The 20,926-nt window shown below is 67.7% G+C and carries 23 protein-coding genes and 1 other RNA gene; 13 read left to right on the top strand and 11 right to left on the bottom strand.

Translation table 11 applies throughout. The annotated features are described in order from the left end of the window. The first annotated feature begins 293 nt into the window (after nt 1–293). Entirely contained in the window at nt 294–2,045 is a 1,752-nt protein-coding gene (locus tag BBH56_RS08455; protein WP_148122557.1) for a PHA/PHB synthase family protein, read from the top strand. 260 nt (nt 2,046–2,305) lie between these two features. Here the strand turns inward: BBH56_RS08455 and cysQ are convergent, their stop codons facing one another. Beyond that, nucleotides 2,306–3,154, bottom strand: a complete 849-nt coding sequence (gene cysQ, locus BBH56_RS08450; RefSeq protein ID WP_148122556.1) for a 3'(2'),5'-bisphosphate nucleotidase CysQ — start codon at nt 3,152–3,154, stop codon at nt 2,306–2,308. 169 nt (nt 3,155–3,323) lie between these two features. Between cysQ and trxA the strand changes: the two genes are divergently transcribed. Further along, entirely contained in the window at nt 3,324–3,650 is a 327-nt protein-coding gene (trxA, locus tag BBH56_RS08445; RefSeq protein ID WP_069133756.1) for a thioredoxin TrxA, read from the top strand. A gap of 74 nt (nt 3,651–3,724) precedes the next feature. Further along, on the top strand, nt 3,725–4,981 hold the full coding sequence (rho, locus tag BBH56_RS08440) for a transcription termination factor Rho (protein ID WP_069133754.1): 1,257 nt from the start codon (nt 3,725–3,727) through the stop codon (nt 4,979–4,981). Nucleotides 4,982–4,987: 6 nt separating this feature from the next. On the opposite strand, the gene BBH56_RS08435 is transcribed toward rho, so the two are convergent. The 3 genes from BBH56_RS08435 to lgt are packed head-to-tail and all read right to left on the bottom strand — an operon-like array spanning nt 4,988 to nt 7,114. Beyond that, nucleotides 4,988–5,485, bottom strand: a complete 498-nt coding sequence (locus BBH56_RS08435) for a dihydrofolate reductase (RefSeq protein WP_069133752.1) — start codon at nt 5,483–5,485, stop codon at nt 4,988–4,990. Nucleotides 5,486–5,497: 12 nt separating this feature from the next. Further along, nucleotides 5,498–6,292: a thymidylate synthase gene (locus tag BBH56_RS08430; RefSeq protein ID WP_148122555.1), complete on the bottom strand. Its 795-nt coding sequence runs from the start codon at nt 6,290–6,292 to the stop codon at nt 5,498–5,500. A 24-nt stretch (nt 6,293–6,316) separates the two neighbouring features. Next, nucleotides 6,317–7,114 (bottom strand): prolipoprotein diacylglyceryl transferase, encoded by a 798-nt coding sequence (gene lgt, locus BBH56_RS08425; protein ID WP_148122554.1) that lies wholly within the window; start codon nt 7,112–7,114, stop codon nt 6,317–6,319. Nucleotides 7,115–7,223: 109 nt separating this feature from the next. On the opposite strand from lgt, the gene BBH56_RS08420 reads away from it, so the two are divergent. Both BBH56_RS08420 and argA read left to right on the top strand, forming a co-directional pair. Beyond that, complete coding sequence (locus tag BBH56_RS08420) at nt 7,224–7,904, top strand: TIGR04211 family SH3 domain-containing protein (protein WP_157809140.1); 681 nt, start codon at nt 7,224–7,226, stop codon at nt 7,902–7,904. A gap of 12 nt (nt 7,905–7,916) precedes the next feature. After that, nucleotides 7,917–9,236, top strand: a complete 1,320-nt coding sequence (gene argA / locus BBH56_RS08415) for an amino-acid N-acetyltransferase (RefSeq protein WP_148122552.1) — start codon at nt 7,917–7,919, stop codon at nt 9,234–9,236. Here the strand turns inward: argA and BBH56_RS08410 are convergent. The 6 genes from BBH56_RS08410 to BBH56_RS08385 all read right to left on the bottom strand — a co-directional run bounded on the left by BBH56_RS08410 (nt 9,233) and on the right by BBH56_RS08385 (nt 12,006). Beyond that, complete coding sequence (locus BBH56_RS08410; RefSeq protein ID WP_069133742.1) at nt 9,233–10,174, bottom strand: glucosaminidase domain-containing protein; 942 nt, start codon at nt 10,172–10,174, stop codon at nt 9,233–9,235. The genes argA and BBH56_RS08410 overlap by 4 nt on opposite strands. Beyond that, nucleotides 10,155–10,637 carry an EVE domain-containing protein gene (locus BBH56_RS08405; protein ID WP_148122551.1) on the bottom strand — a complete coding sequence of 161 codons (483 nt, stop codon included), beginning with the start codon at nt 10,635–10,637 and terminating at the stop codon, nt 10,155–10,157. Before BBH56_RS08405 ends, BBH56_RS08410 begins: the two co-directional genes overlap by 20 nt. Before the next feature lie 41 nt (nt 10,638–10,678). Further along, a complete protein-coding gene (locus tag BBH56_RS08400; RefSeq protein ID WP_148122550.1) occupies nt 10,679–11,269 on the bottom strand; it encodes a 5-formyltetrahydrofolate cyclo-ligase in 591 nt (196 codons plus the stop codon). Continuing rightward, nucleotides 11,256–11,443, bottom strand: a non-coding RNA gene (ssrS, locus tag BBH56_RS08395) — 6S RNA. Before ssrS ends, BBH56_RS08400 begins: the two co-directional genes overlap by 14 nt. 33 nt (nt 11,444–11,476) lie before the next feature. Next, nucleotides 11,477–11,791: a cell division protein ZapA gene (locus tag BBH56_RS08390; RefSeq protein ID WP_148122549.1), complete on the bottom strand. Its 315-nt coding sequence runs from the start codon at nt 11,789–11,791 to the stop codon at nt 11,477–11,479. Continuing rightward, the gene (locus BBH56_RS08385; protein WP_235011892.1) at nt 11,788–12,006 is read right to left on the bottom strand and encodes a TIGR02449 family protein; all 219 of its coding nucleotides are present in this window, start codon (nt 12,004–12,006) and stop codon (nt 11,788–11,790) included. Before BBH56_RS08385 ends, BBH56_RS08390 begins: the two co-directional genes overlap by 4 nt. A gap of 56 nt (nt 12,007–12,062) precedes the next feature. Between BBH56_RS08385 and BBH56_RS08380 the strand changes: the two genes are divergently transcribed. Genes BBH56_RS08380 through BBH56_RS08360 form a run of 5 tightly spaced genes read left to right on the top strand, consistent with a single transcriptional unit; the run spans nt 12,063 to nt 17,361 of the window. Beyond that, complete coding sequence (locus BBH56_RS08380) at nt 12,063–12,650, top strand: UPF0149 family protein (protein ID WP_318262532.1); 588 nt, start codon at nt 12,063–12,065, stop codon at nt 12,648–12,650. Nucleotides 12,651–12,667: 17 nt separating this feature from the next. After that, entirely contained in the window at nt 12,668–13,972 is a 1,305-nt protein-coding gene (locus BBH56_RS08375; RefSeq protein ID WP_148122547.1) for an aminopeptidase P N-terminal domain-containing protein, read from the top strand. Beyond that, nucleotides 13,959–15,194 (top strand): 2-octaprenyl-6-methoxyphenyl hydroxylase, encoded by a 1,236-nt coding sequence (gene ubiH, locus BBH56_RS08370; protein ID WP_148122546.1) that lies wholly within the window; start codon nt 13,959–13,961, stop codon nt 15,192–15,194. Before BBH56_RS08375 ends, ubiH begins: the two co-directional genes overlap by 14 nt. Before the next feature lie 12 nt (nt 15,195–15,206). Then, nucleotides 15,207–15,599 (top strand): glycine cleavage system protein GcvH, encoded by a 393-nt coding sequence (gcvH, locus tag BBH56_RS08365; RefSeq protein WP_144346832.1) that lies wholly within the window; start codon nt 15,207–15,209, stop codon nt 15,597–15,599. 10 nt (nt 15,600–15,609) lie between these two features. After that, on the top strand, nt 15,610–17,361 hold the full coding sequence (locus BBH56_RS08360; RefSeq protein WP_148122545.1) for a phospho-sugar mutase: 1,752 nt from the start codon (nt 15,610–15,612) through the stop codon (nt 17,359–17,361). Here the strand turns inward: BBH56_RS08360 and BBH56_RS08355 are convergent. Next, nucleotides 17,352–18,374, bottom strand: coding sequence for an NAD-dependent epimerase (locus BBH56_RS08355; protein WP_148122544.1), 1,023 nt, complete (start codon nt 18,372–18,374; stop codon nt 17,352–17,354). The genes BBH56_RS08360 and BBH56_RS08355 overlap by 10 nt on opposite strands. A gap of 138 nt (nt 18,375–18,512) precedes the next feature. On the opposite strand from BBH56_RS08355, the gene rfaH reads away from it, so the two are divergent. From rfaH to BBH56_RS08340, 3 genes are all read left to right on the top strand, one after another. Next, nucleotides 18,513–19,010 (top strand): transcription/translation regulatory transformer protein RfaH, encoded by a 498-nt coding sequence (gene rfaH / locus BBH56_RS08350; RefSeq protein ID WP_144346829.1) that lies wholly within the window; start codon nt 18,513–18,515, stop codon nt 19,008–19,010. Between the two features lie 245 nt (nt 19,011–19,255). Continuing rightward, the gene (locus tag BBH56_RS08345) at nt 19,256–19,609 is read left to right on the top strand and encodes a MarR family EPS-associated transcriptional regulator (RefSeq protein ID WP_235013491.1); all 354 of its coding nucleotides are present in this window, start codon (nt 19,256–19,258) and stop codon (nt 19,607–19,609) included. Between the two features lie 4 nt (nt 19,610–19,613). Beyond that, nucleotides 19,614–20,906, top strand: a complete 1,293-nt coding sequence (locus BBH56_RS08340; protein WP_148122543.1) for a nucleotide sugar dehydrogenase — start codon at nt 19,614–19,616, stop codon at nt 20,904–20,906. The last annotated feature ends 20 nt before the right edge of the window (nt 20,907–20,926 follow it).

Raw genomic sequence — 20,926 nt, 5'->3', positions numbered from 1 at the left:
CCCCTTCCCCGCGCTCACACGATGCGGGGCGCCTCGAGATCGCACGGTGAAAGGGGACGGAATCGGCAATCCCCGGATCCGGTGGCGCGCCCTGCATTGGCGATCCCGTTGCCCTGGATCGGGCGACCTCGGGACGCCGTGGTGTGTGGGATCCACTGCGTGAATCGCCCCGCGTCCCGCGCGAGCCCGATTCAGGGTAATGGGAGCGCCACCGCACACCACCACACCGACGAATGGAACGTACTGCCGCTCCCCCGAGCCCAATGGTGTAGAGCCGTACGAAGGGAAGCGATATGACACGACTGGACCACGCGTTCTCCGAGCAGGTCACCGACCCCGTGGCCTGGGATCGACTGCTGCACGCCATGATCGGGCGCATGACCGGCGGGATTTCGCCGACCGCCCTGCAGCTGGCCTTTTTTGACTGGGCCGGGCATCTCGCGCTCAATCCCGGCCGCCAGGGCGCGCTTCAGGAAAAGGCCCTGCGCAAGGCGCTGCGCCTTGCCGCCTATTCCGGACACTGCCTTGCCGATGATGAGCAGACCCGCTGTATCGAGCCACTGCCCGACGACCAGCGATTCGAGGCCCCGGCCTGGGGGAACTGGCCGTTTTCGTTCATCCACCAGGCATTCCTGCTCCAGCAGCAGTGGTGGCATGTGGCGACCACCGGGGTGCCGGGGGTGAATCCGCACCACGAGGAGGTGGTCAACTTCACCGTCCGGCAGATGCTGGATATGGTCTCGCCGTCGAATTTTCTGCCCACCAACCCGGAAGTCCTCGAGCGGACCGTCAACGAGCGCGGTGCCAACCTGCTCCGCGGCGGCTCGAACTGGCTTGAGGACGTGCAGCGCGAGCTCGCCGGGCGGCCGCAGGCAAGCGACGAGGATTATCAGGTCGGCCGCGATCTGGCCGTGACGCCGGGCAAGGTGGTCCATCGCAACGCGTTGATGGAGCTGATCCAGTACGAGCCCACCACCGATACGGTCCACCCCGAGCCGGTGCTGATCGTGCCAGCCTGGATCATGAAGTACTACATCCTTGACCTGCAGCCGGGCCGGTCACTGATCGAATACCTGGTCGGTCAGGGCCACACGGTGTTCGTGGTGTCGTGGAAAAACCCGGGGCCCGAGGACCGCGGCATGGGGATGGCCGACTATCGGCGTCTGGGCGTGAACGACCCGCTGGACGCGGTCAACCACATTGTCCCCGATCAGAAGGTGCACGGCGTGGGTTACTGCCTGGGCGGCACGCTGCTGACTCTGGCGGCGGCGGCCATGGCGCGTGACGGCGACGACCGGCTGGCCACACTGTCACTGCTGGCGACGCAGACCGACTTTACCGAGCCGGGTGAGCTGGATCTGTTCATCGACGAATCCCAGGTCTCTTTCCTCGAGGATGTGATGTGGGCCCGCGGCTACCTGGGCCGGGACCGCATGGCCGGCGCCTTCCACCTGCTGCGCTCCCAGGACCTGGTGTGGTCGCGGATGATACGCCACTACCTGATGGGCGAGCGCGATTCGACGTTTGATCTGATGGCCTGGAACGCCGACGCCACGCGCCTGCCCTATCGCATGCACAGCGAATACCTGCGCAGTCTGTTCCTGCATAACGATCTGGTGGAGGGCCGTTACGACATCGACGGGCAGCCGGTCTCCGTCGCCGACATCGATATCCCGATCTTCTCGGTGGCCACCCAGAAGGACCACATCGCCCCGTGGCATTCGGTGTACAAGATCACCCGCCTGGCGCGCACCGACGTGGCCTTCCTGCTGACCCGGGGCGGGCACAACGCCGGCATTGTCAGCGAGCCGGGTCATCCGCGCAGGCACTATCAGATCAGGCACTTCAAGCCGCTGGAGCCCACCTATCCGGCGGAGCGCTTCGAGCGCGAGACGCCGCAGCAGGAAGGCTCGTGGTGGCCGACCTGGCAGGACTGGCTGGCGCAGCGCTCAGGGCAGGCCGTGGCACCGCCGAGCCTCGGCGCGCCGAGTCAGGGCTACGCCCCGGATGTCGAGGCGCCGGGTGAGTATGTGTTGATGCCGTAACACCGCTGAGGCGGTGCGGTGGCGCTCCCATTGCCCTGAATCGGGCTCGCGCGGGACGCGGGGCGATTCACGCAGTGGATCCCACACACTACGGCGTCCCGAGGTCGCCCGATCCAGGGCAACGGGATCGCCAATGCAGGGCGCGCCACCGGATCCGGGGATTGCCGATTCCGTCCCCTTTCACCGTGCGATCTCGAGGCGCCCCGCATCGTGTGAGCGCGGGGAAAGGGGACGGAAGCGGCACCGCACTGTTGTGCCGTCTACCGCTCCTCCACCGGCAACCCGTCAAGCGCATCCGCCCAAGGCCACTGCGGGTCGCCGATGACCACAAAGTTGGGATTAAGCGTCGACGCCTTGGTGTTGTAGCGCAGCGGCGTGCCATCGGGGCGGATGACCGCGCCGCCGGCGGCCTCGACGATGCACTGGGCGGCCGCGCTGTCCCATTCCGAGGTGGGGCCGAAGCGCGGATAGCAGTCCGCCTCGCCCTCGGCGACCAGACAGAACTTGATGGAGCTGCCCATGGAGCGGGTCTGATAGGCGGGCAGACGCTGGAGCAGGGCCTCGACCTGCGGGTGGCGGTGCGAACGACTGACCACCAGGGTCAGGTCGGTGGGTGGGGTGCGCCGGGTCTGGATGGCGTGCTGACCGTCGGCGTCGTGGCGCCGCGCCCAGCCCAGGGCGGTTTCGCCGTCGCGGGCCGGGCGGTGGACGGCCTCCCACGTGCATTCAAGCACTGGCGCGTGGACCACGCCGAAGATGGGGCGGCCGGCCTCGATGAGGGCGATGTTGACGGTGAACTCGCCATTGCGCTTGACGAACTCGCGGGTGCCGTCCAGCGGGTCCACCAGCCAGTAGGTGGTCCAGCCCTGACGCTCGGCATAGTCGGGCAGGCCGCCCTCTTCGGAGACCACCGGGATGTCGGGGGTCAGCGCCTGCAGGCGTTCCGCGATCAGCTCGTGGGCGGCGTTGTCGGCGGTGGTCAGCGGCGAGTCGTCGGCCTTGGCCTGCACGTCGAAGCCGTTGGCGTAGATGCCAAGGATCGTGCGGCCCGCGGACTCGGCGATGGCGACGGCCTGTTCGGCCAGGCGGGGCAGTGTCTGAGTGTCCATGACGGCCCAATATACACGTCATTTGACACCGGCGAATCAGGGGACTAGCCTTCGACGTACAAGCCCTTTCGGGCGATGTCCCCTTAGCCATTTTCATTGATTTGACGGGCGATCCGTTCGACCGGCTCGATCTCGATCAGCGACCGATATCCCTTTGGAGGAATGCTCCGTGAGCGACAATATCGTCCACGTGTCCGACGCCAATTTTGAATCCGAAGTCGTCAATGCCGACCAGCCGGTCCTTGTGGACTACTGGGCGGAGTGGTGCGGCCCCTGCAAGATGATCGGCCCGATCCTCGAGGAGATTGCCGGTAGCTACGAGGGCAAGCTTCGAATCGCCAAGCTCAACATCGACGAGAATCCCGAGACCCCGCCTAAGTACGGGATCCGCGGCATTCCCACGCTGATGCTGTTCAAAAACGGCGGGGTCGAGGCCACCAAGGTGGGCGCCCTGTCGAAGGCGCAGCTCTCCGCGTTCATCGACAGCAACCTTTAACCTGCGGGACCCCCTCGGGGTGCGCCCCTCCCACCAAGGCAGCGGCCGTCCGTCGGGCGGCCCCTCAAGCAAAAATGAATCTCACCGAACTCAAGCATAAGCGCGCCGCCGAGCTTGTCGAGCTGGCGCAGTCCCTCGGCATCGAAAACATGGCCCGTTCGCGCAAGCAGGACGTTATCTTCTCCCTGCTCAAGGCGCACGCCAAAAAGGGCGAGGACATCTGGGGCGACGGCGTCCTCGAAATCCTCCAGGACGGCTTCGGCTTCCTGCGGACCGCCACCAGCTCCTACATGGCCGGGCCCGACGACATCTACGTCTCGCCCAGTCAGATCCGGCGCTTCAGCCTGCGCACCGGCGACACCATCTCGGGCAAGATCCGCCCGCCCAAGGATGGCGAGCGCTACTTCGCGCTGCTCAAGGTCGATCAGATCAACTTCGAGAAACCCGAATCGGCCAAGCACAAGGTCCTGTTCGAGAATCTCACGCCGCTGTTCCCCAAGGAGCGTATGACGCTGGAGCGCGGCAACGGGTCCACCGAGGACCTGACCGCCCGGGTGATCGATCTGAGCGCGCCCATCGGCAAGGGCCAGCGGGCGCTGATCGTCTCGCCGCCCAAGGCCGGCAAGACCATGCTGCTGCAGAACATCGCCCAATCCATCACCTCCAACAACCCCGAAGCCTACGTCATCGTCCTGCTCATCGATGAGCGCCCCGAAGAGGTGACCGAGATGGAGCGCACGGTGCGGGGCGAGGTGGTGTCGTCGACCTTCGACGAGCCGGCGAGCCGTCATGTGCAGGTGGCCGAGATGGTCATCGAAAAGGCCAAGCGCCTCGTTGAGCACAAGCGCGACGTGGTGATCATGCTCGACTCCATCACCCGGCTGGCGCGGGCCTACAACACCGTGGTGCCCAGCTCCGGCAAGGTGCTGACCGGTGGTGTCGACGCCAATGCCCTGCATCGCCCGAAGCGCTTTTTTGGTGCCGCGCGCAACATCGAGGAAGGCGGCAGCCTGAGCATCATCGCCACCTCGCTGATCGAGACCGGCTCGCGCATGGACGATGTCATCTACGAGGAGTTCAAGGGCACCGGCAACATGGAGGTGCACCTGGACCGGCGCATCGCCGAGAAGCGCATCTACCCGGCGATCAACATCAACCGCTCCGGCACCCGCCGCGAAGAGCTGCTGATGACCCCGGACGAACTCCAGAAGGTCTGGATCCTGCGCAAACTGCTGCATCCGATGGATGAGCTGGCCGCCATCGAGTTCCTGCTCGACAAGCTCAAGGACACCAAGACCAACAACGAGTTCTTCCAGGCCATGAAGCGCTAGAAAGCGCTAGTCAGCCGCGGGCTGGCGCTCCCAGACTTCAAAGTCCATCGCCCAGGCATGCTCGGCATCCGCCGGGTGATGGGTGAGTGCGGTCCGGGTCCATTCCGGGCCCTCGAACACCGGCAGCCAGGTATCACCCTCCAGCTCGGTGCGCACCCGAGTCAGCTCGATGCGATCGGCCCGCGGCAGGAACGCCGCATAGATGTCGGCCCCGCCGATCACCATCAGCTCGGGCACATCCCCGGCCGCCGCGATGGCGGCTTCCACCGAATGCACCGCCTCGACCCCGTCCGCCGACCAGTCCGGCTGGCGGGTCATGACGATGTTCTGACGGCGCGGCAGCGGCCGGCCGATGGAGGCGTAGTTGCGGCGGCCCATGACGATCGGCTTGCCCCGCGTCAGCGCCACGAAATGGCGCATGTCATCGGGCAGCCGCCAGGGCAGGTCGTTGTTCCGGCCGATGACACGGTTTTCGGTCATGGCGACCACCAGGGTTATCTGCATGGCTGAACGCTCCTAGACGGCGATGGGCGCGGCAATGCGCGGGTGCGACTGATAGCCGGAGACGTGGATGTCCTCGAAGCGGAAGTCGAAGAGATCATCCACCGCCGGGTTGAGCTCGAGGGTGGGCAGCGGCAGCGGCTCGCGGGCGAGCTGCGTGTCGGCCTGCTCGAGATGATTCAGGTAGAGATGCGCGTCCCCCAGGGTATGGATGAACGACCCGGGCCTGAGCCCGGTGACCTGCGCCACCATGTGGGTGAGCAGCGCGTAGGAGGCGATGTTGAACGGCACGCCCAGGAACAGATCCGCGCTGCGCTGATAGAGCTGGCAGGACAGCCGCCCCTCGGCCACATAGAACTGGAACAGCACATGGCAGGGCGGCAGCCCCATGCGATCCACCTCGGCCGGGTTCCAGGCGGTGACGATATGCCGGCGCGAGTCGGGGTTGTGCCGGATCTGCTCGACCACCCGGGCGATCTGGTCGATCTGACCGCCATCGGGGGTCGGCCACGAGCGCCACTGCACGCCATAGATCGGGCCGAGATCGCCGTTGGCGTCGGCCCACTCGTCCCAGATATGGACATCGTTGTCCTTGAGATAGCGGATGTTGCTCTCGCCCGCCAGAAACCACAGCAGCTCGTGGATGATGGCGCGCAGGTGCAGCTTTTTGGTGGTCACCATGGGAAAGCCGTCGGCCAGGTCAAAGCGCATCTGCCCGCCAAACACCGAGCGCGTGCCCACGCCGGTGCGGTCGGATTTTTCGACACCGTGGTCGCGGACGTGGCGGAGGAGGTCGAGATACTGCTGCATGGCGGTGATAGGCTCCGGGTTGGGCTAGGACGAGGGGGAGGCGGCCGGGCGGCGCCAGGCCCAGGCCAGCAGTGCGAGGCCGGCGATGATCATGGGCAGGGACAGGAGCTGGCCCATGGTCAGCCACCCGCCCCACAGATAACCGATGTGCGCATCGGGCAGGCGGATGAACTCCACCGCCAGCCGGGCAAGACCGTAGCCGGCCAGGAACAGCCCGGTGACCGCCCCCATGGGCCGCGGCCGGCGCGAGTAAATCCAGACCACCGCAAACAGCACCAGTCCCTCCAGGGCCAACTCATAGAGCTGCGAGGGATGCCGGGGCTCGGGGCCGAGCGGTGGGTAGACCATGCCCCAGGGCAGGGTGGTGGGCGCGCCCCAGAGTTCGCCGTTAATGAAATTGCCGAACCGCCCGGCGGCGAGTCCCGGCGGGATCAGCGGCGCGACGAAGTCCCCCAGCGCCAGCGGCGCGATGCGGTGGCGCCAGGCATAGACCGCCATCATCACGATGACCCCGATCAGCCCGCCGTGAAAGGCCATGCCGCCTTCCCACAGGCGCAGCAGCGACAGCGGATCGGCCAGCAGATCGCCGCCGCTGTAGAAAAGCGCATAGCCCATGCGCCCGCCGACGACCACGCCAATGGCGCCGAACAGCAGCAGGTCGTCCATCTGCGCCGGGGCGACGGGGCTGTCGGGGCGGTTCGCGCGACGCCGGCCCAGCCACCAGGCCAGACCAAAGCCGATGGCATACATCACCCCATACCAGTGGATATCCAGCGGCCCCAGCGAGATGGCGATCGGATCGATGGCGGGATAACGGATCATGGGCGCATTGTGACCCAGCCGGCGGCAATGGCAAAGGCGCCGGGTGTCCCGCGGCCAAGGCGTCAGCTAGACTGCCGGTCTGATGATTGATTGAACCAGGGAGGCTTGGGTGCGGCATTCGAAACGGGCAATGGGCAGGGCGCTGGCGCTGGGTGGGCTGATCGCCGCGGCCATCGCCGGCAGCGGCATGGCGCTGGCGCAGACCACCGCCTATGTCACCGACGCCCTCGAGATCACCCTGCGCAGCGGCCAGGGCAATGACTACCGCATCCTGCGCCTGCTCGAGTCCGGCGAACAGCTGGAGGTACTGCAGCGCGGCGAGACCTGGACCCGGGTGCGCGCCGGCAACGACGAGGGCTGGGTGCGCAGCGTCTACCTGGATGCCGAGCCCGGCGCCGCCGCGCGGCTTGAGCAGGCGGTGAGCGAGCGCGACGCGCTGCGCGACGAAAACCGTGACCTGAGCGAACAGGTCGCCGCCCTCGAGTCGCAGGTCGAGAATCTGAGCAGCGAGAACGAGCGGCTGCGCGAGGACAACCAGCGCATGACCGAGCGCCTGCAGGAGGCCGACGAGGGCCTGCAGCTGGCCGACGAAAACCAGGCCCTGCGCAAGGAAGTCCTCGATCTTGAGCGCCAGGTCAACGACCTGAGCCGCGAGGCCAACCGAGCCGCCGATCAGGAAAGCCGCGACTGGTTCATCGCCGGGGCCGGGGTGATCGTCTTTGGCATGCTGCTGGGCATTCTCGTCACCCGCATCCGCTGGCGGCGGCGCAGCAACTGGAGCGAGCTCTAGGGGGCGCCGATCATGACCGACCGCCTTGACGCCTGGGTGGACTGGTTCCGTCAGAGCTCGCCGTTCATCCACGCGCACCGGGGCCGCACGTTCGTCATCAGCGTCGGCGGTGAAGCCCTCAGCGAGGGCACCGCGGCGGCGCTGGTCCACGATCTGGCGTTGCTCAACGGCCTGGGGATCCGCCTGGTGCTGGTGCCCGGCGCCCGCCCGCAGGTCGAGGAACGGCTCAACGCCCGCGGCGCGGCCATCCGCTACGCCAACGGCCTGCGCGTGACCGACGCCGAAGCGCTGGATGCGGTGGTGGACGCCGTGGGCAGCGTGCGTCTGGCCATCGAGGCGCTGTTCTCAATGGGCCTCGCCAACTCGCCCATGGCGGGACTGCGACTGCAGGTGGCGAGTGGCAACTTCGTCACCGCCCGGCCGCTGGGGGTGCGTGCGGGGGTCGATCATCTGCACACCGGTGAGGTGCGGCGCATTGATACCGCCGCCGTGCGCCAGCGCCTGGATGACGGTGCGGTCGTGCTGATGAGCCCGCTGGGCGTCTCCCCTACCGGCGAGCAGTTCAACCTGTATGCCGAGGATGTGGCGGTGGCGGCGGCCCGGGGGCTGCAGGCCGACAAGTTGCTGTTCCTGCACGAGGGCGAGGGGCTGATGAATGCCGACGGCACGCCACTCGGGGAACTGACCCTGGACGAGGCCCGCGAGCGCTTCGAGGCCGCCCCGGCCGATGCCGGGCCGCTTCACGCCCAGGTCAATCGGGCGATCGCCGCGTGTCGGGGTGGGGTGCCGCGGGTGCATCTGCTGCCCCGCCAGCGTGACGGCGCCCTGCTGGGGGAGCTGTTCTCACGCGATGGCGTGGGCACACTGATCATGCCCCAGGCCTTTGAGCGCCTGCGCGCCGCCGGCATCAACGACATCAGCGGGATCCTGGCGCTGATCGCGCCGCTGGAGGCGGACGGCACCCTGGTGCGGCGCACCCGCGAGCGGCTGGAGACCGAGATCGACGATTTCACCGTGATGGATCGCGAGGGCACGGTGGTGGCCTGCGCGGCACTGCACCGCATTGACGGGACGAGCGCCGCCGAGATCGCCTGCCTGGTGGTGCACCAGGACTATCGCGACGGCCACCGCGGCCGCCAGCTGCTTGCCCGCCTTGAGCGGGATGCCCTGGCGGCGGGCTGTGACCGGCTGTTCGTGCTGACCACCCGCACCGCGCACTGGTTTCGGGAACAGGGCTTTGCGCCGACGGCGACCGAGTCGCTGCCGGCGGAGCGGCGCGCGTTCTACAACCTGGGCCGGGGCTCCAAGGTGCTGGTCAAGGCCCTCGCCTAGCGCTGCGCCACCCGCTCGGCCAGGGGCGTGAGGCGCACATTGGCCACCCGCTGGCTGAGCTGGTTGGTGGTGATCATGGCGCGCACTTCCCTGACGTAATCCCAGCCACGCTGCGAGTACTTCTCGAGCCCGCCGGTCATCTCCGTCGGCGTCATCGCACGACCCGCCGCCCGCGCCCGGGCGCGCAGCGAGCGGAACCGGGCATAGGCGTCGTGGGTGTTGAGGTTGTTCAGGTAGCTGCGCACCGAGGCGCGCAGGTTGGTGAACCGCCGCACAAAGTGATCCGCGTCAGCGGCGGCGTCGCGCGGTGTCATGCCCTGGCTGGCATCCCAGGTCCACTCGCCGAACAGGTTATTGCCCTGGCGGGCGAAGCGCGACGTGCCCCAGCCGCTTTCCTTGGCCGCCTGCGCCAGGGCCAGGGCCGGCGGCACGGTGTTGACCCGGGATTTCAGAGCGGCTGCAGTGGCATCGGCCAGTGGATCCCCCTCGACCCCGTACTCGTCGGCGAGCCGGCCCAGGATCTCGCGCCGGCGCTCGTCCGGCAGGCCCGACTGCGCGGCCCGGGCCAGATCCTCGCGCTGTGCCTCGATGCGGGCGTTTTCCGCCAGCACCAGCGGCAGCAGGGTGCGAAAGAACAGCGACTTTTTGGTGTCGGTGACGGTCTCGGCCAGATCCGGGGGGAAGGCCTGGACGCTGACCGGTGGCACCTGCTGCGCCGGCCAGCCATAGCCATAACCGGTGAAGGCGCGCTCAAGCGCCACCGCGGTGCGGGTTTCGATGGGCTGCAGCGGAGGCACCTCGCCATCGCTGTTGGCCACATCCGGCCAGCTCAGCCATGCCAGCGCCACGCCGAACAGTGCGGCGGTCAGCGGCAGGGCATCGATTAGGGCGCGCCCCCGACTGACGAAGGTGGGGGCGTTATCGGTTGCTGGGGTCATCCTGCTTTTCCATTTCGAGGATATGCTGCCACTGCGCCTCGGTGACCGGCATCACGGACAGGCGGTTGCCGCGCTGGACGAGCCGCATGTCGGCGAGTGCCGGGTCGGCCTTGAGCTCGGCCAGCGAAATCAGCCGGTCGAGGTGGCGCACATAGCGCACATCCACCATCAGCCAGCGCGGGTTGTCGGGGTCACTCTTGGGGTCGTAGTACTTTTCGTCGGGGTCAAAGGCGGTGTGGTCCGGGTACGCCCCGCTCACCACCTCCATCACACCGACGATGCCCGGCACCTTGGTGTTGGAGTGATAGAAAAACGCGAGATCGCCGGGCTGGAACTGATCGCGGAACAGGTTGCGGACCTGATAGTTGCGGATGCCGTCCCAGTGCTCGACCCCGTCCGGCTCGGCGGCGAGGTGATCGATGCCATAGACATCCGGTTCCGATTTCATGAGCCAGTAAGCCATTGCTGCGTCCATCCGCAATGTTCAACGTTTAATCGCACATGCTACCAGACATGCACCGTGCGATCCGTGACGACCCGATCGAGGCGCTGGTCCCACCGGTCATGGGGGATGGCCGGGTGCTGCTGGCAGGCATAGGCCAGGCCCACCCGCAGCGGGCGCCGGCACCGGCCGCGCCCCGCCAGTGTGCGGTCGTAAAAGCCGCCGCCCATGCCCAGCCGATGGCCGGCGGCATCAAAGCCCACCAACGGCATGACCAGCAGGTCGAGTCCGGCCAGCCGGCGCTGCGGGGCCCCGGCGCGGGGCGGGATCGGCAGGCCGAAGCGGCCGCGTTGCAGGGGGGCGCCGGGCCGATGGCGGCGGAAGGCCAAATCCCCGTTGGATGAGCGGATCACCGGCAGATAGACGCGCTTGCCGGCCCGGGTGGCGGCCGCGATCAGGGGGCGGGTGTCGATTTCGCCGTCCGCGGGCCAGTAGATGCCGATGTGCCGGGCGCGCTGCCACCGGTCGAGGGCGGTCAGCCGCCGGGTGGCCAGCGCGGCGGCCCGGCGGGCGGCCCGGCCGCGGAGGCGACGGCGTCGGGCCCGCAACCGGCGGCGCAGGTCCGACTTGGTGTCAGGGTGGGTCCCCATCATGCCGTTCGGGCAACGCCCTTGAACCCTTTGGTTCAGGTCGGGGAGGTCGAATGACGTCTTAGGCTTTCCGCTCGTGGCGGACCTGCACACCAACGGCATTACGCCACCTCCCCTGAGGCGCATGATTGTAGGGTCAAGAATGCAAAAGCCCGGTGTCGAACATCACAGGAACCCAAGACCCAGTTTGCCTACCGGGTCGGGCCGCGTCTAGCGCCGGCGCAGTTCGGCGGGGATGTCGACATCGGCCAGGTAGTCGCTGATGCGGGCGTCCAGCGCCTGCAACCGCTCGGCCGTTGCGGTGTCGTGGTGGACCTGGCTCTGCGCCTCGAGCAGCTCATGCATGAGGTTGAGCGCGGCCATGATGGCGATGCGATCGGTGCCCACCACCCGGCCGCTGTCGCGGATCTCGCGCATGCGGGCATCAAGCTGCCGGGCCGATTCATGCAGGTCGGCCTGCTGTTCGGGCGGGGCGGCGACCATGAAGTCGCGATCGAGAATGCTGACCTTGACCGGCTCGCTCATCCGTCCTGCTCCAGGGTCTTGAGGCGGCTGATCATGGCCTCGATGCGGGCGCGGGCGGTCTCGTTTTTCTCGAGCAGGGCGGCGCGCTCGGCATTGAGGGACTCCTGGGCGCGCAGCAGCACGCGGTTCTCGTCGCGCAGCTGCTCGCAGAGCTGAATCAGGCGCTCCACGCGGCGCTCGAGTTGTGCTGCCTGTTCGCTAACGGAATCAACCACTTGTCCCATCCTTTTAGACTGCCGCTGAGTCTAGCAGCAATGCTAGACTGATGCCCATGAATGAATCCGAACGCTATACCGATGTGGTCGCGGCGCTGGCGGGCGTCGAGGCCGAGGTTTCCGCCGCCGAGGCGCAGGGCATGCTCTGCGGTCTTTTCTGCAGCACCGAAACGCCCGAGCCGGCGCAGTGGATCGCTCAGGTGCTCGATGGCCTGTCGCCCAAGGGCGAGCCGGCCCGCGAGGTGCTCGAGGCGCTGAGCGCGCTCTATCAGGACACCCGCGACCGGCTGGAGAACGACAGCCTCGAGTTTGAGCCGCTGCTGCCCGATGACGACGCGCCCCTCAGCGACCGCGCCACCGCCCTTGGCCACTGGTGCGAGGGGTTTCTGTTTGGCATCGGGGTGGCGGGCAGCCACGACCCGGCCAAGCTGCCGCGCGAGGCCAACGAGGTGATCAGCGACCTCACCGAGATCGCCCGCATCGACCCCGAGGCCGAGCTGGACGAGGACAACGAGATCGCCTACACCGAGCTGGTGGAGTATCTGCGCGCGGCCACCCTGCTGGTGCGCGAGCACACCGCACTGCCCTCCTCGGCCCAGCCGGCGGTCGGCGGGGATCGCGCCGACCCCGATGTGCTGCATTGAGCGGAGCCGCCCACGCCATGGATGCCACTGAATACGCCCGCCGCCGCGACGCCCTGATCAGCCGCATGGGCGATGACGCCATCGCCGTGATCGCCGGGGCCGGCGAGTGCCCCCGCAACCGCGACGTGGACTATCCATTCCGCCAGTCGAGCGACTTCCGCTATCTGACCGGCTTCATCGAGCCCGATGCCGTGGCGGTGTTGGCCCCGGGACGGGCCGAGGGCGCGTTCATCCTGTTTTCGCGCGAACGCGACCCGCTGCGCGAGACCTGGGAGGGCCGCACCATTGGCCAGGCCGCCGCGCAGTCCGAATACGGCGCCGATGCCGCCTACCCCATCGAGGAACTCGACGCGATGATGCCCGGGCTGCTGGCCGACCGGCGCTCGCTGGTCGGTGACCTGGGGGCCGATGAGACGTTTGATCAGCGGCTGATCGCCTGGCTGAGTCAGGCCCGCGCGCAGATGGGTGAGCGCGCCCCGCAGGCGGTGGAGGCACTGGCTCCGCTGCTGCATGCCGAGCGGCTGATCAAGTCCGCGGCCGAGGTTGAGCAGATGCGCGCCGCCGCCCGGATCTCGGCGGACGCCCACACCCGGCTCATGGCCACGGTAGAGCCCGGGATGATGGAGTATCAGGTCGAGGCGGAACTGCTCTACGACTTTCGCCGTCACAACGGCGAGCCGGCGTACCCGATCATCGCCGGTGGTGGCGCCAACGCCTGCGTGCTGCACTACATCGCCAACCAGGACGCGCTGCGTGACGGCGACCTGCTGCTGGTGGATGCCGGGGTGGAGCTCGCGGGCTATGCCGCCGACATCACCCGCACGCTACCGGTCAACGGCCGCTTCAGCGCCGAGCAGCGCGCCGTCTACGAGGTGGTGCTGGCCGCCCAGCAGGCGGCCCTCGAGCGGGTGGGCCCGGGCGAGTCATTCAATGCCGCCCACCAGGCCGCCACCCGGGTCCTGGTCGAGGGCATGGTGGACCTGGGTCTTCTGACCGGCGATGTTGACGCGCTGATCGACCCGGGAGACTACCGGCGCTATTTCATGCACCGCACTGGCCACTGGCTGGGCATGGACGTGCATGATGTCGGGCCCTATAAAGTGGACGGCGACTGGCGCACCCTGCAACCGGGCATGGTGGTCACGGTTGAGCCGGGGCTCTACATCCCGCCGGGCAGTCCGGTGGACACCCGCTGGCAGGGCATTGGTGTGAGAATCGAGGACGACTGTGTGGTCACCGACAGTGGCCACGACAACCTGACCGCGGCGGTGCCGAAGACCGTCGAGGCGATTGAGGCGGCCATGGCCCATGACAACGGATGACACCTTTGATGTGCTGATCGCCGGTGGCGGCCTGGTGGGCGCCAGCCTGGCAGTGGCCCTGCGTGACAGCGGCCGGTCGGTGGCGGTGATCGAGCCGGTACCGGCCAAAGCCGACGGACAGCCGAGCTTTGACGAGCGCCACACCGCGCTGGCGCCCACGTCACGGCGGTTCTTCACCCACCTGGGGTTGTGGCCCGCCATCGAGGCCGGTGCCGAGCCCATCCGCCGCATCCACGTCTCCGACCGTGGCCATGGCGGCTTCACCCGCCTGACCGCCGAGGCCGAGGGGCTGCCGGCGCTGGGGCATGTCGCCCCCAACCGGGTGCTGGGACAGGCGCTGCGCCCGGCGATGGCCGCCGCCGCCACGGTTCGCTGCCCCGCCCGTATCATCGACACGTACCCCCAGTACGCCGGCGACGGCAGTGACCAGCCCGCCCGCCTGGTGGGCCGTCGGGTGCGCATTGCCGATGACCGGGGTGAACACACCCTGACGACACGGCTGCTGGTGGTGGCGGATGGCATGCGCTCGACGACCCGCGCGGCGCTGGGGATCGACACCCGCGAGCGCGATTATGGCCAGAGTGCGATCATCGCCAATGTGCGGGCCGAACGGGCCCACAACGGCATGGCCTATGAGCGATTCACGCCCGAAGGGCCGCTGGCGGTGCTGCCGGCCGCCGACGGGGCGGTTTCGATTGTCTGGCCGCTGCCCACCGAGACCGCCGAGTGGATGGCTCACGAGGCCAGTGACGCGACCTTCCTGGCGCGCCTGCAGGCGGCCTTCGGCTGGCGTCTGGGCCGGCTGGAGGCGGTGGGCAGCCGGGCGCTCTACCCGCTGACCGCGGTCACCGCCACCGACTTCGCCGCCGACCGCGCGGTGGTGCTCGGCAATGCCGCGCACGCCCTGCACCCGGTGGGTGGCCAGGGCCTGAACCTGGCGCTGCGCGATGTCGCGGCCCTGGTCGAGGCCCTGCGCGAGGCCCCCGACCCCGGCGATGCCGATGTGCTGAGCCCCTATGCCCGCTCCCGCGAGGGCGATTACCGGCGCACCTATGCCTTCACCGACGGGCTGGTGCGGCTTTTCAGCAATGACTGGCCGCCACTGGCGGCGATCCGCAATATCGGCCTGACCGCGCTGGACCTGTTCCCCCCGGCCCGGCGGCTGCTACTCAAACAGGGGACCGGAGCGGCCGGCGATGTCCCGCCGCTGTGTCAGGACTAAGAGGCGATCATCATGAGCGAGATTCCTGCCGACCTGCGGTATGCCAGCAGCCACGAATGGGTGCGCGATGATGGCGACGGCATGGTCACCGTCGGCATCACCGATCACGCCCAGGCCGAACTCGGGGACCTGGTGTTCATCCAGCTGCCCGGCGAGGAAGGCGCCGTCGAGGCCGGTGCGGCCTGCGCCGTGGTGGAGTCGGTGAAGGCCGCCTCGGACATCTACGCTCCGCTGGATGGCGAGATCGTCGCCACCCACGACGAATTGGCGGACGACCCCGAGCAGGTCAACACCGACCCCTATGGCGAGGGGTGGCTGTTCCGCCTGCGCGTGGTGGACCAGGCCGCGCTGGATGAACTGCTGGACGCCGACGGCTATGCTGAGCTGATCGACGAGGCGGGATAACCGAAACACCATGACCACGGACGGCCACAACCCCCCTTCCCTGCTCGAGCGGGCCCGGGCCTGGCGCGATGCCGACCCTGACCCGCAGACCCGGGCCGAACTGGACGCCCGCATCCAGCGCGGTGACGTGCGCGACTGCTTTGACCCGCCGCTTGGCTTTGGCACCGCGGGGCTGCGGGGCCTGGCGGGCCCCGGCCCGGCGCATATGAACCACCGCCTGATCCAGCGGGTGACCGCGGTGCTGGCGGACCTGCTGCGCGCCGAAGTGCCCGACGCCGCCGAGCGCGGCGTGGTGATTGGTTATGACGCCCGCCACGGCTCGGCAGCGCTGGCGGAAACCGCAGCGCAGACCATTGCCGGGGCCGGGCTTGGGGTCCATGTGTTTGACACCTATGCGCCGACACCGCTGGTGGCGTTCGCTGCGCTTGAGCTGCAGACCGCCGCCGGGCTGGTGCTGACCGCCAGCCATAACCCGCCGGAGTATCTGGGCTATAAGGCCTATGGCGCGCGGGGGGTACAGATCGTCTCGCCCACTGACGAGCGCATCGCCCAGGCCCTGGATGCCCTGCCTGCTGGGGTCGAGATCCCGCAGATCACCGCGGCTGAAGCCGAAACCAGCGAGGTCTGCCCCTACTGGCGGGTGCACGGCGATGCCCTGCGCGCTGCCTACCGGCAGGCCGTCGCCCGGCCCGTGGCCGACCCCACTCCGCCGCTGCGGGTGGCCTATAGCGCGATGCACGGGGTGGCCGGTGATCTGGTCCGCGGCGTGCTGGCCGATCAGGGCGGGATTGACCTGGTGGAGGTCGAGGCCCAGGCCGCGCCCGATGGCGACTTCCCCACTGTGCGCTTTCCCAACCCGGAGGAGCCCGGGGCGCTGGATCAGCTGACTGCCCGGGCCGCGGCCGTCGATGCGGATGTGGCGCTTGCCACCGACCCCGATGGCGACCGGCTGGCCGTGGCCCTGCCCGACGAGCACGGCGACTGGCAGGTGCTGATGGGGGATCAGACCGGCGCGTTAATGGGGGATTACCTGATGCGCCGGGCCGACTCGGCCCGCGGCTTTGTCATGAACACCGTGGTCAGCTCGCGCCTGCTGGGTCGTCTGGCCGCCCACCATGGCGTGGGCTACGAGCAGACGCTGACCGGGTTCAAGTGGTTGTGGAAGCGGGCGCTGGAACGTGAGCAGGACGGCGATCACCTGCTGTTCGCCTACGAGGATGCCATCGGCTTCTGCCCCACCCGGCGGGTGCGCGACAAGGACGGCATCGCCACGGCGGCGGTGGTCACCGAAATGGCCCGCGTCGCCAAGGCCGCCGGGACCACGCTGTATGCCCAGCTGCAGGCGCTGTACCGCCGCCATGGGCTGTCAGTGAACCGCCAGGTCAGCCTGAAGCTGAGCGGCGATGACGCCCGCGAGCGCATGAACGGCCACCTGCAGGCCCTGCGCCGCGAGCCGCCGGCCGCAGTGGCCGGCCTGGCGGTGGAGCGCTTGCACGACTATTGGGCCGCCGAGCGTTATGCCCCCGACGGCCGCGATGCCGAGCCCATTCCGCTGCCGGCATCGGATCTGATTCAGCTGGATCTGGCCGGCGGATGCCACGTCAGCATCCGGCCGAGCGGCACCGAGCCCAAGCTCAAGATCTATCTGGAGTATCTGGGCGCGCCGGGCAGCGACGATCTGGCCGCCGAGCAGGCGCAGGCGGTGGAGCGGTTGGAAGAAATTGCCACCGATCTGGAAAGTATGCTGACTGATCAGACCTGATAGTAGTCCCGGTACCAGTCCACAAAGCGGCGTACCCCGGTCTCCACCGGGGTTGAGGGCTGATAGCCGACGGCGTCCTTGAGGTCGTCGGCACTCGCCCAGGTGTCGGGCACGTCGCCGGGCTGGAGGGGGCGCATCTGCATCTCGGCGCGTCGGCCGAGGCACTCCTCGAGGACGCGGATGTAGTCGAGCAGCTGCACCGGCTGGTTATTGCCGATATTGAACAGCCGCCAGGGCGCGGCGCTGGTGGCCGGGTCGGGGGCGTTGCTGTCCCAGTCCGGATTGCCGGTGGCCGGCTGGTGGCAGGCGCGGATCACGCCCTCGGCAATATCCTCGACAAAGGTGAAGTCGCGCTGGTGGTGGCCGTGGTTGAACACCTCGATGGGCTCGCCGGCGAGGATCTTGCGGGTGAACAGGAACAGCGCCATGTCCGGTCGGCCCCAGGGGCCATAGACGGTAAAGAACCGCAGCCCGGTGCAGGGCAGGCCAAAGAGGTGCGCGTAGCTGTGGCTCATCAGCTCGTTGGCGCGCTTGGTCGCGCCGTAGATGGCCAGCGGATGGTCGGCCGGCTCATGCTCGGTGAACGGCATGTGGGTGTTGGCGCCATAGACTGAACTGGTGGAGGCATAGACCAGGTGCCCGACGCCGGTGTGCCGACAGCCCTCGAGCACGTTGACGAACCCGGTGACGTTGCTGTCGACATAGGCCTGGGGGTTGTCCAGCGAGTAGCGCACCCCCGCCTGGGCGGCCAGGTTGATGACCCGATCGAAGCCCTCGCGTTCGAACAGCGCCCGCATGGCCGGCGCATCGGCCAGATCCAGCCGCTCAAACCGGAAACCGCCGGGCCCGTCGTCCTCATGGGCCATCAGACGCGCCAGGCGTGCCTTTTTAAGGCTGACATCGTAGTAATCGTTGAGGTTGTCGAGCCCCACCACGGTGTCGCCGCGGGCGAGTAGCTGTTCGCAGGTGTGATAGCCGATGAATCCCGCGGCGCCGGTGACAAGAATCTTCATGGCCGAAACGATACCCGGTGACGGTCGCAGTCGCCAGTGAGGGCTGGCGGGCCGAGGGTGGGGGTTGTTATACCGCCCGTCGGTGGGCATATTCGTGTCTCAACCTGTTCACGGATTGAACGCGGAGGGGGATCACGCGTGAAACGCTGGTATGCCATCTACTGTAAACCGCGCGAGGATGAGCGCGCCGAACTGCACCTCGACCATCAGGCGTTCGAGGTATTCCGGCCCAAGCACCGTGTTCGGCGCAAGCGCCGGGGGGCGATGACGACCCTCATTGAGTCGCTGTTCCCGCGCTATCTGTTCATCCACCTTGATGACGTCAGCCAGAACTGGGCGCCCATCCGCTCGACCCGGGGCGTCGCTGGCATGGTCCGCTGGGGCGATCACGTCCCGCCGGTCCCGGAACCCGTCATCGACTGTCTGCGCCGCAATGTCGATGAAGTGGGCTGTATCCCGACACCCCAGGCCGACTATCAGAAAGGTGATCGGCTGGTGATCCAGGAAGGGGCGTTCGCGGGTCACCAGGGGCTGTTCTATGGCCGGCGTGGTGAGGATCGGGTCATGCTGCTGCTTGAGGTCATGAAACAGCCGCAGACCATGGTCTTCCCCGAGGCGTCGCTGGCGCGGGGTTAGCATCCCATCGGTAGGGGAGCTCCAGGGCCAGGCGTTTCCTGGATCAGACGCTCCCGGCGTAGAAGTGCGGCGCCGAGGTGGACTCCGCCTACGCGCGTTGCCTTCTAGCATTGGCGGGGTAGCCCTTTGATCCGAGCCTATGAATGCGTTCACACTCTGGTTTGTCGCCTCAAAAATCGATGAGCGCGACTTGGCGGTAGCGTGCCTGACTACCTCCTCTTTCTCAGAAAAGCAATTAAAAAACAGTGACTAACAAGACCACTTCGCTCGACGATGCGTTGCCCCTGCGGGCGCTTCAGGCGCTTGAGTCCGATCCCAACCTGAGCCAGCGCGCCCTGGCCCGCGAGCTGGGTGTAAGCCTGGGCAGGACGAACTATTGCCTGCACGCGCTGATGGACAAGGGTCTGGTCAAGCTCCAGAACTTCCAGCACAACCCGCGCAAGATGCGCTACGCCTATCTGCTCACGCCCGAAGGCATCGAGGAGAAAACCCGCATGACCTGGCGGTTCCTGCGCCGCAAGGAGGCGGAGTACGAGGCGCTGCAGGCTGAGATCGCGGAGTTGCGCCGGCGCGTGGCTGCAGATCCCGAGTGGAGTTAATCCCGTGAATCTACCAACGCATCCTCGCATCGCCGTGATCGGCCTTGGCTACGTCGGCCTGCCGCTGGCGGCGGCGTTCTCGCAGGCCTATCCCGTGGTGGGTTTTGATGTCGATGCACGCCGCATCGCCGAGCTGGAAGCGGGCCGGGACCGGACCGAAGAGCTGGATGCCGACGAGCTGGCGACCGCCGCTGGGAACGGTCTGCGCTACACCAGTGACCTTGAGGCGCTGCGCGACTGCAATGTGTTCGTGGTCACCGTCCCCACGCCCATCGACGCCAGTCGCCGACCGGACCTCACCCCGCTGCTGAAGGCCAGTGAAACGGTGGGTCAGATCATCCAGGCCGGCGCCGTGGTCATTTATGAATCCACCGTCTACCCCGGCGCCACCGAGGAAGACTGCATCCCGGTGATCGAGCGGGTATCGGAGCTGACCTATCGCGAGGACTTTAATGCCGGCTACAGCCCCGAGCGGATCAACCCCGGCGACAAGGCCCATCGGGTGGCGGATATCGTGAAGGTGACCAGTGGCTCCTCGCCGGCCGTCGCTGATTTTGTAGATGGGCTATATGCCCGGGTGATCACCGCCGGCACCCACAAGGCGCCGAGCATTGCCGTGGCCGAGGCCGCCAAGGTGATCGAGAACACCCAGCGGGACGTGAACATCGCGCTTGTGAATGAGCTGGCGATCCTGTTCAACCGCCTGGGGCTGGATACCCAGGCCGTGCTCGAGGCCGCCGGCACCAAGTGGAACTTCCTGCCCTTCCGGCCGGGGCTGGTGGGCGGCCACTGCATCGGCGTGGACCCCTACTACCTCACCCACAAGGCCCAGGCCGTCGGCCATCACCCGGAAATGATCCTTGCCGGCCGGCGACTCAACGACGGCATGGGCGCGCATGTGGCGCATGAAGTGGTGAAGGGATTGATCAAGCGGGGCGTGTGCATCCCTGATGCGCGCATCCTCGTGCTGGGCCTGGCGTTCAAGGAAGACACCCCGGACCTGCGCAACACCCGTGTGATCGACATTATTCGGGAGCTGGAGGACTACGGGGCGAGCGTGGTCGTGCACGATCCCGTGGTGGATGCGGAAGAGGCGAAGGCTGAGTTTGGGGTGACGCTGGTGGATGAAGAGGCACTGGCACGCGATGGCGGTTATGACGCGGCGATCCTGACGGTGGCGCACCGTGCGTTGGTTGAGCGCGGTGCCGCGGGGATCCGGGAGTGGCTGAAGCCTGATGGGTACCTTTTTGATGTGAAGTACGCGTTGGCGGTGAATGATGTGGATGGGCGGTTGTAGTCTAGCGCAGACACGGTATC

Source organism: Spiribacter roseus, from assembly GCF_002813635.1.
In the GTDB taxonomy this organism is placed as follows: Bacteria; Pseudomonadota; Gammaproteobacteria; order Nitrococcales; family Nitrococcaceae; genus Spiribacter; species Spiribacter roseus.
The sequence above is the reverse complement of the archived record's forward strand: the minus strand, read 5'-3'. Positions and strand labels throughout refer to the sequence as shown.